This is a genomic window from Cupriavidus nantongensis, from assembly GCF_001598055.1.
Lineage (GTDB): Bacteria > Pseudomonadota > Gammaproteobacteria > Burkholderiales > Burkholderiaceae > Cupriavidus > Cupriavidus nantongensis.
The window spans coordinates 2,656,607-2,673,744 of record NZ_CP014844.1 but is presented as its reverse complement, the minus strand read 5'-3'; the positions used below and the strand labels follow the sequence as shown (position 1 = coordinate 2,673,744).

The 17,138-nt window shown below is 68.6% G+C and carries 13 protein-coding genes; 5 read left to right on the top strand and 8 right to left on the bottom strand.

Going from position 1 to position 17,138, the window contains the following annotated elements:
- Positions 1-15: 15 nt before the first annotated feature.
- Both A2G96_RS12270 and A2G96_RS12265 read left to right on the top strand, forming a co-directional pair.
- A complete protein-coding gene (locus A2G96_RS12270) occupies positions 16-387 on the top strand; it encodes a sensory rhodopsin transducer (protein WP_062799523.1) in 372 nt (123 codons plus the stop codon).
- Between the two features lie 33 nt (positions 388-420).
- Entirely contained in the window at positions 421-1,392 is a 972-nt protein-coding gene (locus A2G96_RS12265; RefSeq protein ID WP_062799521.1) for a TIGR03885 family FMN-dependent LLM class oxidoreductase, read from the top strand.
- Between the two features lie 107 nt (positions 1,393-1,499).
- On the opposite strand, the gene A2G96_RS12260 is transcribed toward A2G96_RS12265, so the two are convergent.
- The 5 genes from A2G96_RS12260 to prpB all read right to left on the bottom strand — a co-directional run bounded on the left by A2G96_RS12260 (position 1,500) and on the right by prpB (position 9,258).
- On the bottom strand, positions 1,500-2,633 hold the full coding sequence (locus tag A2G96_RS12260; protein ID WP_062799519.1) for an asparaginase: 1,134 nt from the start codon (positions 2,631-2,633) through the stop codon (positions 1,500-1,502).
- Positions 2,634-2,927: 294 nt separating this feature from the next.
- Positions 2,928-4,118: a 2-methylaconitate cis-trans isomerase PrpF gene (prpF, locus tag A2G96_RS12255; RefSeq protein WP_062799517.1), complete on the bottom strand. Its 1,191-nt coding sequence runs from the start codon at positions 4,116-4,118 to the stop codon at positions 2,928-2,930.
- A 239-nt stretch (positions 4,119-4,357) separates the two neighbouring features.
- The gene (gene acnD, locus A2G96_RS12250; protein WP_062799515.1) at positions 4,358-6,970 is read right to left on the bottom strand and encodes a Fe/S-dependent 2-methylisocitrate dehydratase AcnD; all 2,613 of its coding nucleotides are present in this window, start codon (positions 6,968-6,970) and stop codon (positions 4,358-4,360) included.
- A gap of 122 nt (positions 6,971-7,092) precedes the next feature.
- Positions 7,093-8,250: a bifunctional 2-methylcitrate synthase/citrate synthase gene (prpC, locus tag A2G96_RS12245; protein WP_062799513.1), complete on the bottom strand. Its 1,158-nt coding sequence runs from the start codon at positions 8,248-8,250 to the stop codon at positions 7,093-7,095.
- 99 nt (positions 8,251-8,349) lie between these two features.
- On the bottom strand, positions 8,350-9,258 hold the full coding sequence (gene prpB / locus A2G96_RS12240; RefSeq protein WP_062799512.1) for a methylisocitrate lyase: 909 nt from the start codon (positions 9,256-9,258) through the stop codon (positions 8,350-8,352).
- Positions 9,259-9,538: 280 nt separating this feature from the next.
- Between prpB and prpR the strand changes: the two genes are divergently transcribed.
- Positions 9,539-11,512, top strand: coding sequence for a propionate catabolism operon regulatory protein PrpR (gene prpR / locus A2G96_RS12235; RefSeq protein ID WP_082818937.1), 1,974 nt, complete (start codon positions 9,539-9,541; stop codon positions 11,510-11,512).
- Between the two features lie 8 nt (positions 11,513-11,520).
- Here the strand turns inward: prpR and A2G96_RS12230 are convergent, their stop codons facing one another.
- Together A2G96_RS12230 and A2G96_RS12225 are read right to left on the bottom strand one after the other, a co-directional pair.
- Positions 11,521-12,522, bottom strand: a complete 1,002-nt coding sequence (locus tag A2G96_RS12230) for a cysteine synthase A (RefSeq protein WP_062799510.1) — start codon at positions 12,520-12,522, stop codon at positions 11,521-11,523.
- A gap of 131 nt (positions 12,523-12,653) precedes the next feature.
- Positions 12,654-12,947: a putative quinol monooxygenase gene (locus A2G96_RS12225; protein WP_062799507.1), complete on the bottom strand. Its 294-nt coding sequence runs from the start codon at positions 12,945-12,947 to the stop codon at positions 12,654-12,656.
- A gap of 226 nt (positions 12,948-13,173) precedes the next feature.
- Here A2G96_RS12225 and A2G96_RS12220 point away from each other — a divergent pair, with 226 nt between their 5' ends.
- The gene (locus A2G96_RS12220) at positions 13,174-14,397 is read left to right on the top strand and encodes an HD-GYP domain-containing protein (protein ID WP_062799505.1); all 1,224 of its coding nucleotides are present in this window, start codon (positions 13,174-13,176) and stop codon (positions 14,395-14,397) included.
- Between the two features lie 146 nt (positions 14,398-14,543).
- Positions 14,544-15,872, top strand: a complete 1,329-nt coding sequence (locus A2G96_RS12215; protein ID WP_062799503.1) for a mechanosensitive ion channel family protein — start codon at positions 14,544-14,546, stop codon at positions 15,870-15,872.
- Positions 15,873-15,902: 30 nt separating this feature from the next.
- Here the strand turns inward: A2G96_RS12215 and purT are convergent, their stop codons facing one another.
- Entirely contained in the window at positions 15,903-17,108 is a 1,206-nt protein-coding gene (gene purT / locus A2G96_RS12210) for a formate-dependent phosphoribosylglycinamide formyltransferase (RefSeq protein WP_062799501.1), read from the bottom strand.
- Positions 17,109-17,138 lie beyond the last annotated feature (30 nt).

Below are 17,138 nucleotides of genomic sequence, written 5' to 3'. Positions count from 1 at the left end.
GGAGGGAGAGGGACGATGGAAGCGATCGGACAAAGACGCTGGGTAATTGCCGAAGGCTACCTGCCGCGCCCGCGCGGCGACGAAAGCCGCGAGCTGGCCAGCCACGAAACCGCATGCCTGCTCAACACCGGCGACCTGCCGGCCCACGTCACGCTGACGCTGTTCTTTGCCGAGCGCGAGCCGGCCGGGCCGTACCGCGTGACCGTGCCGGCCCGCCGCACGCTGCATCTGCGCTTCAACGACCTGCGCGATCCGGAGCCGGTGCCGCTGGCGACAGACTACGCCTGCGTGATCGAGGCGGACAGGCCGGTGGTGGTGCAGCACACGCGGCTCGATTCGCGCCAGCCGGCGCTGGCCCTGATGACGACGGTGGCGTATGCGGGCTGAGCCGTACGCGAGCATCCGCACCGGGGAGCCGCCATGGCGCTGATCGGCTACCACGCTTCGCACGAACAGTTCGCGCCGGACCACCTGCTGCGCCTGGCGGTGCTGGCGCGCGATGCGGGCTTCGGCGCGCTGAGCGCGTCGGACCACTTCCATCCGTGGAGCGAGGCGCAGGGGCAGAGCGGCCACGCCTGGACCTGGCTCGGCGCCGTCATGGCGCAGGCAGCGCTCCCCACGGGCGTGGTCACGTGCCCGTTCGGGCGCTACCATCCGGCCGTCATCGCGCAGGCAGCCGCGACGCTATGCGTGCTGTTCCCTGAGCGCTTCTGGCTGGCGGTGGGCAGCGGCGAGGCGCTGAACGAACACATCACCGGGCGCGCGTGGCCGTCCAAGCCGCGGCGCAACGCCATGCTGCGCGAGTCGGTGGAGATCATGCGCGCACTGTGGCGCGGCGAGGAAGTCAGCCACCGCGGCGCGGTCACGGTCGAGCGCGCCCGGCTGTACTCGCTGCCGGCCTCGCCCCCGCCGGTGTTCTGCGCGGCGCTGACCGAAGCCACTGCGCGCTGGGCCGGCGGCTGGGCGGACGGGCTGGTCACGGTGTCGGGCGAGCGCGCGGCGATGCGCGCCCGCATCGAGGCCTTCCGCGATGCCGCGGGCAGCGCCAGGCCGGTCTATGTGCAGGTCAAGCTGGCCTATGCGGATCCGCAGGCCGGCGACGAAGCAGCGCGCGCGCTGGCGCATGCCCAGTGGCGTACCAACCTGCTGGACAGTGCCGATGCGGCCGAGCTGGCGATGCCGGCGGATTTCGAGGCGCGCGCGGCGGGGGTGACGCTGGCCGACATGGATCGCGCAGTGCGGATCTCATCGGACCTGGGGCGGCATGCGGCGTGGCTCGCGGAAGATTTGCGGATGGGGGTCGATGCGCTGTTCCTGCACAACGTTGGGGTCAACCAGCAGGCGTTTATCGAGGCCTTCGGCGGTACGGTGCTGGGCCAGCTGGCGCAGTGAACAGGGGCGTTGTGCTTGACCGAGGCACGGCGCCCCTCTCCGCTTGCGGGAGAGGGGCAGGGACGGGCGACGGGCGGCGAGCCCGCCGCCAACGCCCGGCAGCGCCATCAGTACTTCCAGAACACCTGCTGCAGCGCCTTGCTGTCGTTGGTCTGCGTCAGCGCTAGCGCCATCAGGATGCGCGCCTTCTGCGGCAGCTGGTCGTCGGTGACGATCCAGTCGTACTTGTCGTCCGGCTGCTCGGCGTTGCGCACCACCACGCCGCTGCCGGTGCGCGACGCGCGCACGATGTGCACGCCCTTGGCGCGCGCGGCCTTGAGCGACTCGACCATGTAGTCGCCGACGCTGCCGTTGCCGGTGGCGGCGTAGATGATGGCCTTGGCGCCGCTCTTCACCGCCGCCTCGACCGCGGCCGGGTTGGCGTTGCCATAGGCATAGACCACCGCCACCTCGGGCAGCTTGTCGATCTTGTCGATGTCCCACTGCGTCTGCAGCGTGTGCGGACGCGCCGGCAGGCGGTAGAACAGGGTGCGGCCTTCGACCACGTAGCCCAGCGGGCCGAACGGCGAGCGGAAGGTCTCGGTCTTGAAGGTGTTGGTCTTGGAGACGTCGCGGCCGGTGTGGATCTCGTCGTTCAGCACTGCCAGCGTGCCCTTGCCTTTGGACGCCGGATTGGAGGCGACCAGCACGGCGTCATAGAGGTTCAGCGCGCCGTCGGCACCCAGCGCGGTGCCCGGGCGCATCGAGCCGACCACCACCACCGGTTTGTCGCTCTTCAGCGTCAGGTTGAGGAAGTACGCGGTTTCCTCGATGGTGTCGGTGCCGTGCGTGATCACGATGCCATCGACGTCGGGCTGCTTGAGCAGTTCCGACACGCGCTTGGCGAGCTTGAGCAGGCGTTCGTTGTTGAAGCTTTCCGAGCCGATCTGGAAGATCTGCTCGCCCTTGACGTTGGCGACCTTGGAGATCTCCGGCACCGAGGCGATGATCTTGTCGACCGGGACCACGGCGGACTGGTAGGCGGCGGTGTTGGTCGCCGCCGCGCCGGCGCCGGCAATGGTGCCGCCGGTGCCGATGATGACGATGTTGGCCTTGCGCGCTTCGGCCGGGGCCGTGGCAGCAGTGGCAGCAGTAGCGGCAGGCTGGGCCGCGGGCGCGAGCTGCGCGTGGGCGGCGCCGGTGATCAGGCTCGCCGACAGCAGGGCAGCGGCCAGCGTGGTGACGCGGGCGGAATATTTCATGGTTCTCCTCGGTATCTATACGAACGTGTGGCCCGTACTGGAAGCGGCACGACATACCTTATGGGTGGAATGGTGCCGTCCGTGTTCAGTCGGTGGCTGCCCGCGGCCGGGCCTGTGGTGCAGGGTCCGGTTCAGGCAGCGGCAGAGACTATACGTGAGGAGAAATTCGCGGTGGAAGGGCGGCGCAAGGGTTATGCCGATTCGGCATAAAACCGCCTGCGCCATAACTTCAGGCGCATACATCGCCGGGCTGGACGAGCGTCGCCGGCGCCGGCGTTTTCGCTGGCAACCGGCTCAGAACGCGTCGCCCGGCACGCGCACCCAGCCTTCCATCAGCACCCGCGCGCTGCGGCTCATGATGGCCTTTTTGACCACCCATTCGCCATCGACCAGCTGCGCCTCGGCGCCGACGCGCAGCGTGCCGGACGGATGCCCGAAGCGGACCGCATTGCGTTCGCCGCCGCCGGCGGCCAGGTTGACCAGCGTGCCGGGGATGGCGGCGGCAGTGCCGATCGCCACCGCCGCCGTGCCCATCATGGCGTGGTGCAGCTTGCCCATCGACAGCGCGCGCACCAGCAGGTCGACGTCGGCCGCGGCCACCTGCTTGCCGCTGGAGGCGGTGTAGTCCACCGGCCTGGCCACGAAGGCGACCTTGGGCGTGTGCTGGCGCTTGGCCGCCTCGTCGACGTTCTTGATCAGGCCCATGCGCAGCGCGCCGTAGGCACGGATGGTTTCGAACATCGCCAGCGCCCTGGTGTCGCTGTTGATGGCGTCCTGCAGCTCGGTGCCGGTGTAGCCGATGCTCTCCGCATTGACGAAGATGGTCGGGATGCCGGCATTGATCATGGTCGCCTTGAGCGTGCCGACTCCCGGCACCTCCAGGTCGTCGACGACATTGCCGGTCGGGAACATCGCGCCGCCGGCGCCTTCTTCCTCTGCGGCCGGGTCCATGAACTCGAGCTGGACTTCGGCGGCGGGGAAGGTCACGCCGTCCAGTTCGAAATCGCCGGTTTCCTGCACTTCACCGTTGGTGATGGGCACATGGCCGATGATGGTCTTGCCGATATTGGCCTGCCAGATGCGCACCACGGCCACGCCGTTTTGCGGGATGCGGCCCGGGTCGACCAGGCCGGCGCTGATGGCGAACGGGCCGACCGCGGCCGACAGGTTGCCGCAGTTGCCGCTCCAGTCGACAAAGGGCTGGTCGATCGAGACCTGGCCGAACAGGTAGTCGACATCGTGGTCCGGACGCGTGCTCTTGGACACGATCACGGTCTTGCTGGTGCTGGAGGTGGCTGCACCCATGCCGTCGATTTGCTTGCCATAGGGATCGGGGCTGCCGATCACGCGCAGCAGCAGCGCGTCGCGCGCGGGGCCGGGCACCCGGGCGCGCTCGGGCAGGTCTTGCAGGCGGAAGAACACGCCCTTGCTGGTGCCGCCACGGATGTAGGTGGCGGGGATCTTGATCTGGGGTAGGTGGGCCATGGGAATGAATGTCGTGGTTAGGCCTGGGGCCTGGTGACAGCTTAGGAATCCATTTGCGGGGAAGCAAAGCCTGGCGCTTATTTGCTCCCCTCTCCCTCTGGGAGAGGGGCGGGGGAGAGGGCAGGCGTTGCCACGAAGTGAAGCGATATCGCGCTTGCCAACCGCCAGCCCTCTCCCCCAACCCCTCTCCCGCAAGCGGGAGAGGGGAGCACACCACCGGCTTCGGTAGCAGCTCGAGCTTACGCCGCCGCCTTGTTCGACTCCAAAAAGTCCTGCGCAAACCGCTGCAGCACGCCGCCCGCCTCGTAGATCGACACTTCCTCGTCGCTGTCGAGACGGCACGTCACCGGCACCTCGACGCGCTCGCCGTTCTTGCGATGGACCACCAGCGTCAGCGTCGTGCGCGGCTGGCGCTCGCCGATCACGTCATAGGTCTCGGTGCCGTCCAGGCCCAGCGTCAGGCGGTTCACGCCCGGTTTGAACTCCAGCGGCAGCACGCCCATGCCGATCAGGTTGGTGCGGTGGATGCGCTCGAAGCCTTCGGCGACGATGGCCTCCACGCCGGCCAGGCGTACGCCCTTGGCGGCCCAGTCGCGCGACGAACCTTGGCCATAGTCGGCGCCGGCGATGATGATCAGCGGCTGCTTGCGGTCCATATAGGTCTCGATCGCCTCCCACATGCGCACCACCTTGCCTTCCGGCTCGATGCGCGCCAGCGAACCCTTTTTGACCTGGCCGTCGACCACGGCCATTTCATTGACCAGCGTCGGGTTGGCGAAGGTGGCGCGCTGCGCGGTCAGGTGGTCGCCGCGGTGCGTCGCGTACGAGTTGAAGTCCTCTTCCGGCAGGCCCATCCTGGCCAGGTATTCGCCCGCGGCACTGTTAGGCAGGATCGCGTTGGACGGCGACAGGTGGTCGGTGGTGATGTTGTCGCCCAGCACCGCCAGCGGACGCAGGCCCTGCAGCGTGCGCGCGCCGGCCAGCGCGCCTTCCCAGTACGGCGGGCGGCGGATATAGGTGCTCTGCGGGCGCCAGTCGTACAGCGGCGCGGCGCTCTCGCCGGTGTCGGCGGTCAGCGCGAACATTGGCTCGTAGACCTTGCGGAACTGCTCGGGCTTGACGCTCTGCTTGACGATGGCGTCGATCTCTTCGTCGCTCGGCCAGATGTCCTTCAGGTACACCGGCTTGCCGTCCTGGTCGGTGCCCAGCACGTCCTTCTCGATATCGAAGCGAATGGTGCCGGCAATCGCGTAGGCCACCACCAGCGGCGGCGAGGCCAGGAAGGCCTGCTTGGCGTACGGGTGGATGCGGCCGTCGAAATTGCGGTTGCCCGACAGCACCGCGGTCGCGTACAGGTCGCGGTCGATGATCTCCTGCTGGATCTTCGGATCGAGCGCGCCCGACATGCCGTTGCAGGTGGTGCAGGCAAAGGCGACGATGCCGAAGCCGAGCTTTTCCAGGTCGGGCAGCAGCTTCGCTTCTTCCAGGTACAGCTCGACCGCCTTGGAGCCGGGCGCCAGCGACGACTTGACCCACGGCTTGCGCGTCAGCCCGCGCGCGTTGGCGTTGCGTGCCAGCAGCGCGGCGGCGATCACGTTGCGCGGGTTGCTGGTGTTGGTGCAGCTGGTGATGGCGGCGATGATCACGGCGCCATCGGGCATCAGGCCTTCGGCTTCCTGCGCGCGGGCCTGGTCCAGGTCGACGGCGATGCCGCGCTCGGCCAGCGCCGAGGTCGGCAGGCGTTTGTGCGGGTTGGACGGGCCGGCCATGTTGCGCACCACGCTCGACAGGTCGAACTTCAGCACGCGCTCGTACTCGGCGTTCTGCAGCGAATCGGCCCACAGGCCGGCGGTCCTGGCGTAGGTCTCGACCAGCTTGAGCTGCTCGTCGCTGCGGCCGGTCAGGCGCAGGTATTCGATGGTCTGCTCGTCGATGAAGAACATCGCCGCGGTGGCGCCGTATTCGGGTGCCATGTTGGAGATGGTGGCGCGGTCGCCGAGCGTCAGGCTCGACGCGCCCTCGCCGCGGAATTCCAGGTAGGCGCCGACCACTTTTTCCTTGCGCAGGAATTCGGTCAGGGCCAGCACGATGTCGGTGGCGGTGATGCCGGGCTGTCGCTTGCCGGTCAGCTCGACGCCGACGATATCCGGCAGGCGCATCCACGAGGCGCGGCCGAGCATCACGTTCTCGGCCTCCAGGCCGCCGACGCCGATGGCGATCACGCCCAGCGCATCGACGTGCGGGGTGTGGCTGTCGGTGCCGACGCAGGTGTCGGGGTAGGCCACGCCGTTGTCAGCATGGATCACCGGCGACATCTTCTCCAGGTTGATCTGGTGCATGATGCCGTTGCCCGGCGGGATCACGTCGACGTTCTTGAACGCCTTCTTGGTCCAGTCGATGAAATGGAAACGGTCTTCGTTGCGGCGGTCTTCGATGGCGCGGTTCTTGGCGAAGGCATCGGGATCGAAGCCGCCGCACTCCACCGCCAGCGAGTGGTCGACGATCAGCTGCACCGGCACCACCGGGTTAACCTTGGCGGGATCGCCGCCCTGGTCGGCAATGGCGTCGCGCAGGCCAGCCAGGTCTACCAGCGCGGTCTGGCCCAGGATGTCGTGGCACACCACGCGCGCCGGGAACCATGGGAAGTCGAGGTCGCGCTTGCGCTCGATCAGCTGCTTCAGCGAATCCGTCAGCGTGGCGGGATCGCAGCGGCGCACCAGGTTTTCTGCCAGCACGCGCGACGTGTACGGCAGCTTGTCGTAGGCACCCGGCTGGATCGCCTCGACCGCGGCGCGCGCGTCGAAGTAATCCAGCTTGGTGCCCGGTAGCGGTTTGCGGTTTGCAGAATTCATGGTGTAGGGAAATCGATATAAGTATGAAAAAAGGGTAGCGGCCCCGTGTCAGCGACCAGCTACCCTTTCGCCCCCGGGCCCGGATCAGTGCCTCCCGACCCGGGGCAATCCGGCAGCCGGTCTTACTTGCGATCCTTGATCGGCACGAACTTCAGGTTTTCCGGCCCGGTGTAGTTGGCGCTGGGGCGGATGATCTTGTTGTCGATGCGCTGCTCGATGATATGCGCGGCCCAGCCCGAGGTGCGCGAGATCACGAACAGCGGCGTGAACATCGCGGTCGGCACGCCCATCATGTGGTAGCTGACCGCGCTGAACCAGTCCAGGTTGGGGAACATCTTCTTGATGTCCCACATCACCGTTTCCAGGCGCTCGGCGATGTCGAACATCTTCATCGAGCCGGCGTCCTTCGACAGCCGCTTCGCCACTTCCTTGATCACCTGGTTGCGCGGGTCGCCGGTGGTGTACACCGGGTGGCCGAAGCCGATCACGACTTCCTTGTTCTCGACGCGGCGGGTGATGTCGGCCTGGGCCTCGTCCGGGTTGTCGTAGCGCTTCTGGATCTCGAACGCGACCTCGTTGGCGCCGCCGTGCTTGGGGCCACGCAGCGCGCCGATCGCGCCGGCGATCGACGAGTACATGTCCGAACCCGTGCCGGCGATCACGCGCGCGGTGAAGGTCGACGCGTTGAACTCGTGCTCGGCATACAGGTTGAGCGAGGTGTTCATGGCGCGCTCCCACAGCGCCGACGGCTTCTCGCCGTGCAGCAGGTGCAGGAAGTGGCCGCCGATCGAGTCGTCGTCGGTCTCCACCTCGATGCGGCGGCCGTTGTGGCTGTAGTGGTACCAGTACAGCAGCATCGAACCCAGGCTGGCCATCAGGCGGTCGGCGATGTCGCGCGCGCCCGGGGTGTTGTGGTCTTCCTTCTCCGGCAGCACCGTGCCCAGCACCGACACGCCGGTGCGCATCACGTCCATCGGGTGCGCGCTGGCGGGCACCCATTCCAGCGCCGCCTTGACGTTGGCGGGCAGGCCGCGCAGGCTCTTCAGCTTGGCCTTGTAGGCAGCCAGCTCGGATTTGGTCGGCAGCTTGCCGTGCACCAGCAGGTGGGCGATTTCCTCGAACTCGCAGGTCTCGGCGATATCGAGGATGTCGTAGCCGCGGTAGTGCAGGTCGTTGCCGGTGCGGCCGACGGTGCACAGCGCGGTGTTGCCGGCGGTCACGCCCGACAGCGCGACGGATTTCTTGGGCTTGGGAGTGACGAGCGGTTGCGCTTCGGACATCTGGGTCTCCTTGGTGTGATGCCTGGTGTTGCCTGTCTGTGGTCGTGCAAGCGGCCGGGAGGGGAGTTCCCCGGCCCGGCCGCGGCTGGATCTGGTCGCTTACTTGCCCTTGCCTTGCGCGAACAGGGCGTCGAGCTTCTGCTCGAAGGCATGGTAGCCGATGCTCTCGTAGAGTTCGGCGCGGGTCTGCATGGTATCGACCACGTTCTTCTGCGTGCCGTCGCGGCGGATCGCCGCGTAGACGTTTTCCGCGGCCTTGTTCATGGCGCGGAAGGCCGACAGCGGGTACAGCACCATCGACACGCCGGCGCCGCCCAGTTCCTCGGTGGTGAACAGCGGCGTGGCGCCGAACTCGGTGATGTTGGCCAGCACCGGCACCTTCACCGCGTCGACGAACTTGCGGTACATGCCGAGGTCGGTCATGGCTTCCGGGAAGATCGCGTCGGCGCCGGCTTCCACGCACGCCACCGCGCGCTCGATGGCCTTGTCCAGGCCTTCGACGGCGAGCGCATCGGTGCGGGCCATGATGACGAAGTTGTCGTCGGTGCGGGCGTCGACCGCGGCCTTGATGCGGTCGACCATTTCACCCTGGGTGACGATTTCCTTGTTGGGACGGTGGCCGCAGCGCTTGGCGCCGACCTGGTCCTCGATATGCATGGCTGCGGCGCCGAACTTGATCAGCGATTTGGTGGTGCGGGCCACGTTGAAGGCCGAGGCGCCGAAGCCGGTGTCGACGTCGACCAGCAGCGGCGTGTCGCACACGTCGGTGATGCGGCGGATGTCGGTCAGCACGTCGTCCAGGTTCGAGATGCCCAGGTCCGGCAGGCCCAGCGAGCCGGCCGCGACGCCGCCGCCCGACAGGTAGATGGCGCGGTAGCCGGCGCGCTTGGCCAGCAGCGCATGGTTGGCGTTGATGGCGCCAACCACCTGCAGCGGATGTTCGTCGGCCAGCGCCTGGCGGAAGCGGGCGCCAGCGGAGCGCGCGAGGTCGGAAGCGGAGTAGGTCATGGCGTATGCGTTGGTGAACAGGACAAGCCGGATACTGCAAGGGATGTGCCAGGATTTGCGAAAGCGGCCGGAAACCCCGCAAACCCTTGTCGTTATTGGGCTAGCGGGTAGGGCGTGGGATTTCGCCGTGGCATCCATGCCGGGATTTACGCACTTTTGAAATCCAAACCCTGAGTTTTGGAATTCAAAGTTGAAATACCGGGCCGCGTAGCGGACAATGTGACAGCACTGTACGCCCGTTCCCGCCGCTTTTCATCCGACTTTCCTTCCGCACCGCATCATGGCTCCGCCCGTTTCCACGCAAGGCCGACCGCGCATCTGGGCGATCGGCATCAGCCGCCTCGCGCGCGCCTTCGCCGACCTGATCCCGGCCTATGCCGACCGCGCCGAATTCCGCATCGTCGGCAAGGGCTTCGAGGCCGCCGCCAGCGCGGTGTCGCGCGAGGTGCGCGAGGGCCGGCTCGACGTAGTCGTCGCCGGCGGCTCCAACGGCGCCTACCTGCGCCAGCATGTCGACGTGCCGGTGGTGCTGGTCAAGGTCACGGGCTTCGACGTGATGAGCGCGCTCGCCACCGCACGGCGGATCTCGCCGCGCGTGGCGCTGGTCACCCACGCGGCCACCTATGCCGAGGTCGACGAATTCGTGCGCGCGTTCTCGCTGTCGGTGCCGGCCTACACCTACCTGACCGAGGACGACGCCGTGGCGCGCGTGAAGGCGCTCAAGCAGGAGGGCATCCAGGTGGTGGTGGGCCCCGGCCTGGTGACCGACCTGGCCGACCGCCATGGCCTGACCGGCGTGTTCCTGTACTCCGGCAACTCGGTGCGCATGGCGCTGGAAGACGCGATCGAGGCCGCGCGCCTGCGCCGCATCGAGGCCACCCGGCGCGACTACGTCAACACCATCCTGGCGCACCTGAACGAGGGCGTGGCGGCGGTCGACGCGCAGGGACGGATCCAGTCGTTCAACCCGGCGATGGAGCGCTTCCTCGGCACCTCGGCCGCCGCCGCGGTGGGGCGCAAGCTGCAGACGCTGGCGCCCAGCCTGGCGCTGGAAGGCGTGATGCAGACCGGCGACAAGGAACTCGAGGCGATCCACAAGCTGGGCGACAAGATGGTGGTGGTCAACCGCATCCCGATCCTGGGCGAGGCCGGCACCACCGGCGCGGTGCTGACCATCCAGGACGCCAGCGCGATCCAGCGCGTCGACCGCAACCTGCGCTCGCGCAGCCGCGCGCGGCCGGCGGCGGTGCGCTACAGCCTCGACGACCTGGCCGGCACTTCGGCGGCGATGACGGCGCTGCGCGAGCTGGCGCGGCGCTACGCCGCGGTCGACTCGACCGTGCTGATCGGCGGCGAAAGCGGCACCGGCAAGGAGGTGCTGGCGCAAGGCATGCACGATGCCAGCCCGCGCCGCGCGTTCCCGTTCGTCGCGGTCAACTGCGCCGCCTTTCCCGAGGCGCTGCTGGAAAGCGAGCTGTTCGGCTACGAAGAGGGCGCCTTCACCGGCGCGCGCCGCGGCGGCAAGGCCGGCCTGTTCGAGTCGGCCCACAACGGCACGCTGTTTCTCGACGAGGTCGGCGACATGCCGCCCGCGCTGCAGACGCGCCTGCTGCGCGTGCTGCAGGAAAAGCAGGTGCTGCCGATCGGCGGGCTCGACGCGGTGCCGGTGAACGTGCGCGTGATCGCCGCCACCCATCGCGACCTGGCCGCGATGGTGCGCGACGGCAGCTTCCGCCAGGACCTGTATTACCGCCTCAACATCCTGCGCATCGCCATGCCGCCGCTGCGCGAGCGCGCCGAAGACCTGCCGGAGCTGGCCGAGCTGCTGTACCGCCGCGCGCAGGACCGGCTGGGCCTGGAACGCCCGCAGCGCCTGCCCGCGGCCGCGCGCGCGCGGCTGGCGCGCTACCACTGGCCCGGCAATATCCGCGAGCTGGAAAACGTGACCGAGCGCATCGCGGTGCTGGTCGCCGGCCGCCGGCTCGACGGCGAGGCCCTGCAGCGCGAACTGCAGGCCGCCGCGCCCGAGCTGTTCGGCGGGGCCGCGCTGGCCACTGCGCCCGCGCCCGGAGCCGAAGCCGCACCGGCGGCGCCGGCCGCGCGGGCGCGCCGCTCGCTGGCGCGCGTCAAGCAATCCAGCGAGGTCGACCATATCCGGCGCGTGCTGGAAGAGTGCGGCGGCGACCGGACCGCCGCCTGCCATATCCTCGGCATCAGCCCCACCACGCTGTGGCGGCGGCTGAAGGCGGCCTAGCCTGGACGTTACCCTGCCGGGCTGGCCCGGCGGAACGGAATCGGCTGCAGCCCCTTGCCCTGCAGCCATTCTTCATTGAACAGCCGCCCCATATACAGGTCGCCACGGTCGCACAGCAGCGTCACGATGGTGTGCCCCGGCCCCATCTCGCGCGCCAGCGCCACCGCGGCGCCGACGTTGATGCCGGACGACCCGCCGACGAACAGCCCTTCCTCGCGCAGCAGCCGGTAGACCATGTCGACGCAGGTCTGGTCGTCGATGCGCACGGCGTCGTCGATCGGCGTGTCCTGCAGGTTGGCGGTGACGCGGCTGGAGCCGATGCCTTCGGTGATCGAGCTGCCTTCGGCCTTGACCTCGCGGTGCTTGACGAAGTGGTACAGGCCGCTGCCGTGCGGGTCGGCCAGCACGATGCGCACGCCCGGCTTGTGTTCCTTCAGGCAGCGCGCGATGCCCGCCAGCGAGCCGCCGGTGCCGGTGGCGCAGGTGAATGCGTCGATATGGCCGGCGGTGGCCTGCCAGATCTCGGGGCCGGTGGTCTCGTAGTGGGCCTGGCGGTTGGCAAGGTTGTCGAACTGGTTGGCCCAGATCGCGTTATCGGTTTCGTCGGCGAGCCGGCCGGCAATCTTCTGGTAGTTGTCCGGATCGGCATAGGGCCTGGCCGGTACCGCGCGCACCTCGGCGCCCAGCATGCGCAGCCGCTCCATCTTTTCCGGCGACTGCGTGTCCGGGATCACCACGATGCAGCGGTAGCCGCGCGCCGCGCACAGGTGCGCCAGGCCGATGCCGGTATTGCCCGCCGTGCCTTCGATCACCGTGCCGCCCGGCTTCAGCAGGCCGCGCCGCTCGGCATCGCGGATGATGTAGAGCGCGGCGCGGTCCTTGACCGAGCCGCCGGGATTGAGAAATTCCGCCTTGCCGTAGATGTCGCAGCCGGTGTCGGCGCTCAGGCCGGCCAGCCGGATCAGCGGCGTGTGGCCGATGGTGCCGGCAAATCCATCCCTGACTTCCATGGTGCCCTCCTGCCGCGCCCGTGGCGGGCGTCACCTTGAGTGATAGATCGGTGCGGCGGCAATGACAAGCGGGCGGGGCGGGAAGTGACCGGGATGGCGCCTTGCGCCGGGCCGGTAATGGGGCGGCGGGCTCAGGCGGCGTTGAGCCAGCGGAAGCTGAAGTCGCCTTCGACGAAGTCCGCGCGCGCGGCGTGGAAATCGCGCATATACGGGCGGTTCAGGTGCGATTCGAGCGCGCGCTTGGAGTCCCACACCATGTAGATGACGAACACGCGCGCGTCCTCGGCATCCTGACCGACGTGGTAGTCCAGGCAGCCGGGCTCGGTCAGCCCGCGCGAGCGCAGCGCGGCGAGCTGGGAGACCAGCGCATCGCGGCGGTGGGTCTTGGCACGGGCGATGCCGACTAGCGTGTACGTTCCGGACATGGGTGAACGGGGGCGACTGGCTGGCGTCTGTGAGCACTGGGCCAGCCATTGTAGCGGCGGCCATGGCCGCGCCGGCAATGCCCGACGGCGCCGTCCGGGCATTCGTCTGGCGCTTGACAAGGGTGCGCGGCGCGGTTCCTGCGGCCGTTGCCGGCGCTCAAGTTATGCGCGACGCTGCCGATAGCCGGATCGACAACAAGAAAACCATCATCCGGGGGGATGGCGCATGCTGAGACGCATCGGGTCGGAGCAATTGCAGGTCGGGATGTTCGTCGCCAGGCTGGGCGGGCCCTGGATCAACCATCCGTTCTGGCGCGCGCGCTTCCTGGTCGCCAGCGAGGAGCAGGTACGGCAGATCCAGTCGGCGGGCGTGCGCGAAGTCTGGATCGATATCCTGAAGGGCCGCAATCTGCCGGCGCCGGAGGAGGCGGCCGACCCAGCCTTTGCCATTGCCCCGGCCCAGCCTGCGCCCATCGCCGGCGGCCAGGCCGACGCGGCGCCAGCCACCACGCTCGAAGCCGAGATCGGGCATGCGCGCGAACTGCTGCAGTCCGGCAAGGCCGTGATCGGCTCGATGTTTGCCGACGTGCGCATGGGGCGGGCGCTGGAGGTCAGCGGCGCGCTGCTGCTGGTCGACGCGGCCTCGCGCTCGCTGTCGCGCCATGGGCAGGCGCTGCTGGCGCTGGCGCGGCTCAAGGCGCGCGGCGACGACAACTACCTGCATGCCTTCGCGGTCTGCGCGCTGATGATCGCGGTCGGCCGCACCCTGGGCCTGCCCGACGACGAGGTGCGCGAACTGGGCCTCGCCGGCCTGGTCCACGACATCGGCAAGCTGACCGTGCCCAGCGCCGCCAGCCTCCGCGCGGGCGAGCGCACGCCCGAGCAGGAAGAGGCCTACCGCCGCCATCCCTCCGCCGGCTACCGCATCCTCAACGAAGCCCGGCTCTATTCCAATATCCCGCTCGACGTCTGCGTCCACCACCACGAACGCGTCGACGGGCGCGGTTTTCCCTTTGGCCTGGTCGGGCACGAACTGAGCGTGCATGCCAGGATCGGCGCGGTCTGCGATACCTACGACACGCTCACCGCCAGCCACCCCGGGCACCAGCCATGGTCGCCGGCCCGCGCCATGGAATACATGGCGGTGCGCGTCGACACGCTGTTCGACCGGCGCGTGTTCAAGGCCTTCTCGCGCACCGTCGGCATCTACCCGCTCGGCACCGTGCTGCGGCTGCGCTCCAACCGGCTGGCGGTGGTGTGCGCGCAGCATGACGCCGACCCGCTGCGGCCCAAGGTGATGGCGTTCTACTCGGTGTCGCAGTCGCGGCCGGTGCCGACCGAGCTGATCGACCTGCGTCATGGCGACGAGACCGTGGTGGCGTTCGAGAACGCGGCGGATTGGGGCTTTACGGATGAGCAGTTGTTGGGGATGTATGCGCCGGTGGCTTGAGGGGGCCGCCATTGCGCGGTAGCAGCAAGTAGCTGCGCGCCGCGCAGTGGGGGGGCGCAGGATAGACCGCACCCACACGGCAGACAGCGGAGCCGGGCGCGTTCGGTACACTATCTGGCCAAGTCCAAGGCCAGAGTCGCCCCGCCATGAATTTCGATGCCCTGCTGGAGCTGTTCCAGCAACGTATTCCTGCCCATCCATGGGCACAGATCGCGCTGTACCTGGCCGCGCTATGCCTGATCGCCGCGCTGGCGCAATGGCTGTTCGGTCGTGTGATGTCGCGCATCGCCCACCGGCTGCTGAAGGTGTGGGGCAAGACGCCGTGGAGCACGGCATTGACGCGCCACCGCGCCTACCGGCGCTTCGGCTACGCGGTGGGCTTTGCCGTGATCACCGTCGGTATCGGCGAAGTGCCGCACATGGGGCGCTATGCGCTGGCGATCGAGCGCCTCGCGCATGCCAGCCTGTGGGTGTGCTTCTTCCTGATGCTGGGCGGGGTGCTGGGCGCCTGGCAGGACGTGTACGCCAGCAGCCGCCGGGCGCAGACGCGTTCGATCAAGGGCTATATCCAGGTGGGCCGGCTGGGGCTGGGACTGGTGTGCGCGGTGCTGGTGCTGTCGATCCTGATCAACCGCTCGCCGCTGTGGATGCTGTCCGGCCTGGGCGCGCTGTCGGCGGTGCTGCTGCTGGTGTTCAAGGACACGCTGCTGTCGCTGGTGGCGAGCACGCAGCTGACCTCCAACGACATGCTGCGCATCGGCGACTGGATCGAAATGCCCCAGTGCAACGCCGACGGCTACGTCAAGGACATCGCGCTGCATACGGTCAAGGTGCAGAACTGGGACAACACCGTGACCACGGTGCCGACCTACAAGCTGTTCTCGGAGAGCTATCGCAACTACCGGCAGATGTTCGAGTCCGGCGCGCGCCGGATCAAGCGCACCTTGCGGCTCGATGCGGGCAGCGTGCGCTTCCTGGAAGACCGCGAGGTGCAGGCGCTGATGCGCTTCCGCCTGCTGCACGACTACCTCGAAGAAAAGCAGCGCGAGGTCGACGAGGCCAACCGGCTGCTGATCGCCGCCGGCAACGACCCGGTCAACCGGCGCCGGCTGACCAATATCGGCACCTTCCGCGCCTATGGCATCGCCTACCTGAAGGCGCACCCCGAGATCCACCACGACCTGCTGCTGAACGTGCGCATGATGGAGCCCGATTCGCAGGGCATCCCGGTCGAGATCTACTGCTTTACCGCGCTCACCGCGTGGATGGACTACGAGCGCATCCAGGGCGATGTGTTCGACCACCTGCTGGCGATCCTGCCGGAACTGGGACTGCGGCTGTACCAGGCGCCGTCGGGCGCCGACCTGAACGGCGTGCGCATCGCGCCGGTGCTGGCCGCGGCGCAGGTGGCGGCCGCGCAGGCGGTCCAGCATGCCCCGGCCAACGGCGCCGCCGCGGGCAGCCATCCGATGTAGCGGGATGCAGGCGAGATGTAGGAGAGCGGCTCAGCCGACCGCGCGCGGGCGCACGCGGCTGGCGGCTTCCTTGGCGCGCGTGCGCGCGGTGTCGACATCGTCGGCATAGGCCAGCGCCACGCCCATGCGGCGGCGGGCGAAGCTCTCGGGCTTGCCGAACAGCCGCACCTCGGTCTGCGGCACGCGCAGGGCCTGGTCGACGCCGTCGAAGACCACCCCTTGGGCTTCCACGCCGCCGTAGATCACGGCGCTGGCGCCGGGGCTGCGCAGCGTGGTGTCGACCGGCAGGCCGAGGATGGCGCGCGCATGCAGCTCGAACTCGTTTTGCCATTGCGTGGCCATGGTGACCATGCCGGTGTCGTGCGGGCGCGGGCTGACCTCGCTGAACCAGACCTGCTCGCCCTTGACGAACAGCTCGACGCCGAACAGGCCCATGCCACCCAGGTCGGCCGTGACTGCCTGCGCAATGCGCTGCGCGCTGGCGAGCGCGGCCGGGTGCATCGGCTGCGGCTGCCAGCTTTCGACGTAATCGCCGCTGACCTGCACGTGGCCGATCGGGGCGCAGAATTGCGTCTCCACCTGGCCGCTGGCGCCCACCGCGCGCACCGTCAGCAGCGTGATCTCGTAGTCGAAATCGATAAAGCCCTCGACGATCACGCGGCCGTGGCTGACGCGGCCGCCGGCCATGGCGTAGTCCCACGCCGCCTGCACGCCCTCGGGGCCGTCGATCTTGCTCTGGCCCTTGCCGGAGCTGCTCATCACCGGCTTGACCACGCACGGGTAGCCGATGCCGCCGTCGATCGCGGCCTGCAGTTCCGCGAGCGAATCGCAGAACTTGTAGGGGCTGGTCGGCAGCCCAAGCGACTCGGCGGCGAGCCGGCGGATGCCTTCGCGGTCCATGGTCAGGCGCGCGGCGCGGGCGGTCGGAATTACGCGCACGGTGCCGGCGGCTTCCAGCGTTTCCAGCATCGGCGTGGCGATCGCCTCGATCTCGGGCACTACCAGGTGCGGCTTCTCGGCTTCGATCAGGGCCTTGAGCTGGTCCGGGTCGCTCATCGCGATGGTGCGCGCATGATGCGCGACCTGCTGGCCGGGCGCGTTGTCATAGCGGTCGACCGCGATGGTCTCGACGCCCAGGCGCTGCAGCGCGATCAGCACCTCCTTGCCGAGCTCGCCGGAGCCGAGCAGCATCACTTTGGTGGCGGAGGGGGAAAGGGGCGTTCCGAGGGTGGTCATGGCGGCGGGGCGGCGAGGCGCAGGGAAAAA